The following is a 4,254-nucleotide window of genomic DNA, read 5'->3' as shown; positions in this document are numbered from 1 at the left end:
CTGCGCCCCGGCGTCACCCTCGGCCCCTGCGGCGGCCTCGACCGGCTGCCGTCCGACGTCGCCGCCCGCGCCGCCGACCAGCTCGCGGCGGCCGGTGTGACGGTCGTCTGCCTGCCCCAGGGCGGCTGCTGCGCCGCCGAGCTGCGCGACACGGCCCCGGTACGGCTGCTGCGGGCGGCGGGCGTCCGGGTCGCCGCGGGCAGCGGCGCCCTGCGCGACGCGACGAACCCGGTCGGCCGCGGGGACCCCCTGGAGGCGGCCTACCTCCTCGCCTCGCGGCACGGTCTGCGCCCCGAGGACGCCTACGACGCGATCAGCGCCTCGGCACGCGACGCCCTCGGTCTGCCCGAGGTCCGCGTGGAGGCCGGTTTCCCGGCGGAGCTGCTCGCCGTCCGCGGCGACGGCCTCGCGGGCGCGCTCTCCCTGGCCTACAGCCGGATCGTGGTGCACCGGGGGCGCGTGGTGGCGCGGACCAGCGCGGTCCGGGAGTACTGCAACTCGGCGGCGGCGACGGAGCTGGGCCTGCCGCGACAGGGCCGCGGCGATCCCTCGTGACGGGGGGCGCGAAACGGATCGTGACGCGGGGCGCGAACGGCTGACGGTACGGGTGCGGCGGTCCCCGGCAGCAGCACCGGGTCCGGGGCGGGACGGGGGCGTTGCCGGCGGGTGTTGCGGCACGGGTGCGCCGGTCCGCGGTAGGGGGGGCCAGGGCGGGCCTGTGTGACACGTGCGCTCCGGTCCCAGGGAGCAGCGCAGGGTCCGGGGCGGCCCTGGCGATCCCCGACAGCAGCCCCGGGTCCGCATCGGGCCCCGGGCAGGTCGGACCGCGCGGGCACGCGCGTGCCCCAACGGCTCGGCAGGCAGGCCCCGTTCCTGGCGGGCCTCCTCCGCGCCCCGTCTCCGCACCGCCACGCGCGTGGAGGCGGAGTCACGGGGAGGGAGGCGGAATCACGGGGATGAGGGCACGCGCCCCTTCGCACCCCCTGCCTCCTCGCGCCTGCCCCTCTCCCGCCCCCGCGCTCCCGTCCGCCCCGGTGACCGCCCCGGGACGTGCGGCGGACGGGGCGGGCGGGGCGTACGGTCGAAGACATGCGCATTGTCATCGCTGGTGGTCATGGTCAGATCGCGCTGCGGCTGGAGCGTCTGCTCGCCGCGCGCGGGGACGAGGTGGCGGGGATCATCCGCCGTCCCGAGCAGGGCGACGATCTGCGGGAGGCGGGTGCCGAACCGGTCGTCCTGGATCTGGAGTCGGCCTCGGTCGACGAGGTCGCCGGGGCCCTGCGGGGCGCGGACGCGGCGGTGTTCGCGGCCGGGGCGGGTCCGGGCAGCGGGGCGGCCCGCAAGGACACCGTGGACAAGGGGGCGGCGGTCCTCTTCGCGGACGCGGCGGTGCGCGCGGGCGTGCGCCGTCATGTGGTCGTCTCGTCGATGGGCGCGGACCCGGAGCACCGGGGCGACGACGTGTTCGACGCCTACCAGCGGGCCAAGGGCGAGGCGGACGCCTATGTGCGCGGCCTGGACGGGCTCGACTGGACGATCCTGCGCCCCGGCATGCTGACGGACGACGCCGGCACCGGTCTGGTCCGCCTGGAGGCGCACACGGGCCGCGGTCCTGTCCCCCGGGACGACGTGGCCGCCGTCATCGCGGAGCTGCTGGACACGGCGGCGACCGCGGGTCTGACGCTGGAGCTGATCAGCGGGTCGGCGCCGGTGTCGGTCGCGGTGAAGTCGGTGGCCGGGAACTGACGGCGGAGGGCCGGTCGCACCCGTTTCGCGGGCGCCTGTCAGAACAGGGACCCGTTTCGCGGGCGCCTGTCAGAACAGGGACATCTGCCCCGGGAAGTCCGGCAGCACGTAGCCGTCCAACGACGGCTGCGCGGCGCCGAGATGGGCCTGCCGACGCGACCCGGGACAGGACACGAGGTCGCCGAGCTCGCGGGTGCCGGGCGGATCGTGGCGGGCGAAACGACCGGCGACGACGGCGATCTCGCGCCGGCATTCGGGGCAGCGTCTGCGCGGAGTGGACATGGGTTCAGTGTGCCCCGGCGGAGGGCGCGTCACGTCGCGCGGGGTGCGGTGCGCCGCCGGAAAAGACCCGCTCACCGGCCCTCCACCCGCCCTTCTCCAACTCCCGCCCCCGGCAGGTATGTTCGAGTTATTGATCATCGACATGCCGGACGGTGGTGGGCGCATGGACACGGCGACGGTCGCCGCGCGGCTGGAGGAGGCGCGCGGCGTCGACCCCCGGGCGCGGTCCCTGATCTGTGACGAGGTGTCCGCCGCGTTCCTGGCCTCGGGGACCGTCCCGTCGTTCGGGGTGAAGGGCGTCGACCCGGTCGACGATCCCTACTTCCTCTGTGCCGACCGCTATTGGCGCCGCCGCTTCCAGGAGCGTCCGACGGCGCGGACGGCCGCCGCGTGCGCGCGGTGGGTCTTCGACCATGTGCGCAAGGAGGGCCGGGGCGCCGTCACCGAACGGTGGGCGCTCGGCAACGGCTTCCTCGACCGGGCCGACACGGAGCCGGGTGAGCGGACCGCCGGGATGGCGGAGCAGGCGGCCGCGGGCTCCGGGGGCGAACGCGCCGCCCTCTTCGTCACGCTGTACCAGGCGGGCAAGTTGCGGGCGAACTTCCGCTTCGACGAGCTGCACGCCTTCCTGACCTTCTCCCCCGCGGCCGCGGCCGTCGGCAGTCTGCGCACGGAGCCCGTCTACCTGGCGCTCCAGGCGTTCGCCGCGTTCGGCAGCCGCGCCCTGACCGTCGACCACGCCCGCGAACTCCTGGAGCGCGCCTGGTCCGCGAAGGACCGGAGCCGCCACACGCTGGAGATCTGCCTGCACGCCGTGGCGTTCGCTGCGCCCTTCGACGGCCAGGGCGAACTGCTGCGCGGTCACGCGGAGGAGGCGGTGCGGGTCTGCCCGGACGACCACGGGTTCCACGCGCGGCTGGCCGCGGGCCGCCACCTGTGCGGACGGCACGACGCGGCCCTGGAGAGCATCGACACGGCCCTGTCGCTGCTGGCGGCGGCTCCCCCGGCCGATCTGGCGGTGCTCCAGGACCACTATCTGACGCGGCGGGAGGCCATCCAGGAGGGCAGGCTGCGTGCGCTGCGCGACACGGAGCAGGAGCGGCGGTGGGCGGAACAGACGTCGGCCAACGCGCGGTTGGAGCGGTCCCTGCAGCGGTCGTCGGTGCGTGCGGTGGAGGTCGCGGCGATCTTCACGGCGGCGATCGCGTTCGCCGTCGGCTCCCTCCAGATCACCCTGACGGGGACGCTCGCGCTCTCCGCCCGGCTCTGGCTCCTGACGGCCCAGGGCGTGGTCCTGGCCCTGTTCGCCGCGCTGATCGTCGGAGGGACCTGGCTGATCACCCGGGAGCGCGGGGGACGCCGCGACAAGGAGGGGTAATGGCCGGGGGCCCGGGGCGCGCGCCGCCCCGGGTTCCTTCGACCCGACAGCGAGGTAACTCAACGAGAAAACCCCCTCTGAACTGTGTCTCCACAGTCAGAAGGGGTTTCCCCAAGGGTGGCGGCGCCAGGATTCGAACCTGGGAAGGCGAAGCCGGCAGATTTACAGTCCCCTCAAGATCGCCGCCGCACATGCAGTCTGACCTGGACCTTCTTGGCTAGTGGGAGACAGGTAGCGGAATCCCGTCCACAGCTCGTCCAGATCTTGCCAGTTGGACCCCGCCTGCCTCGCACGGTTCAGTTCCGCATCACCACCTAGGAACGTTTCTAGGTGGTGTACCTGGTGCGTACCACGGCAGAACTTGCTCCGGATGGCAACGCGACAAGTTTGACGTCGCCCTTCGAAAATGAGGGGTTGCCCCCAACACGCTTTCCAACTGTCCGCGTGGTCGTACAGAGGCGTCCGTGACCGTTCGCATGGCAGGTCAGACGGGGTGTGCGCACGGCAGTGAACGTTGACGTCCGCCGACGCACTGGACAAAAACCAGGACAACAAGCCGTACCGAATGAATCAGGTGATGCAAGGTCATGGACGGTCAGTCGTCCGCACGAAGTTGTTGAAGGCCATCGAGTTCGTGCCGGGTGGTGAGAGTGTTTGGGTGTGTGTCGCCGAGGCTGGCGCGTCGGTGGGTGAGGACGGCCTCGAACTCGCTGCGTGCCCGGCCCAGCTCTCCCTGATCATGAAGAACCCGGGCCAGTTCGTGCCGGGTGGTGAGGGTGCTTGGGTGTGTGTCGCCGAGGCTGGTGCGTCGGTGGGTGAGGATGGCCTCGAACTCGCTGCGTGCCCGG

Annotated in this window: 4 protein-coding genes and 1 pseudogene; 3 read left to right on the top strand and 2 right to left on the bottom strand. The window is 73.2% G+C overall.

From position 1 onward, the window contains the following. Together GA0115242_RS32795 and GA0115242_RS32790 are read left to right on the top strand one after the other, a co-directional pair. Nucleotides 1–555: pseudogene (locus tag GA0115242_RS32795) on the top strand (hydrolase); the annotation flags it as partial. A 534-nt stretch (nucleotides 556–1,089) separates the two neighbouring features. After that, the gene (locus tag GA0115242_RS32790; protein ID WP_093835026.1) at nucleotides 1,090–1,746 is read left to right on the top strand and encodes an SDR family oxidoreductase; all 657 of its coding nucleotides are present in this window, start codon (nucleotides 1,090–1,092) and stop codon (nucleotides 1,744–1,746) included. A 69-nt stretch (nucleotides 1,747–1,815) separates the two neighbouring features. Here the strand turns inward: GA0115242_RS32790 and GA0115242_RS32785 are convergent, their stop codons facing one another. Next, a complete protein-coding gene (locus GA0115242_RS32785) occupies nucleotides 1,816–2,028 on the bottom strand; it encodes a hypothetical protein (protein WP_093835024.1) in 213 nt (70 codons plus the stop codon). A gap of 163 nt (nucleotides 2,029–2,191) precedes the next feature. Here GA0115242_RS32785 and GA0115242_RS32780 point away from each other — a divergent pair, with 163 nt between their 5' ends. After that, the gene (locus tag GA0115242_RS32780; protein WP_093835022.1) at nucleotides 2,192–3,406 is read left to right on the top strand and encodes a hypothetical protein; all 1,215 of its coding nucleotides are present in this window, start codon (nucleotides 2,192–2,194) and stop codon (nucleotides 3,404–3,406) included. Between the two features lie 595 nt (nucleotides 3,407–4,001). On the opposite strand, the gene GA0115242_RS42610 is transcribed toward GA0115242_RS32780, so the two are convergent. After that, nucleotides 4,002–4,229 (bottom strand): tetratricopeptide repeat protein, encoded by a 228-nt coding sequence (locus GA0115242_RS42610; protein ID WP_093835028.1) that lies wholly within the window; start codon nucleotides 4,227–4,229, stop codon nucleotides 4,002–4,004. Nucleotides 4,230–4,254: the final 25 nt, after the last annotated feature.

Source organism: Streptomyces sp. SolWspMP-5a-2 (genome assembly GCF_900091845.1).
GTDB classification, from domain to species: Bacteria; Actinomycetota; Actinomycetes; order Streptomycetales; family Streptomycetaceae; genus Streptomyces; species Streptomyces doudnae.
The sequence above is the reverse complement of the archived record's forward strand: the minus strand, read 5'-3'. Positions and strand labels throughout refer to the sequence as shown.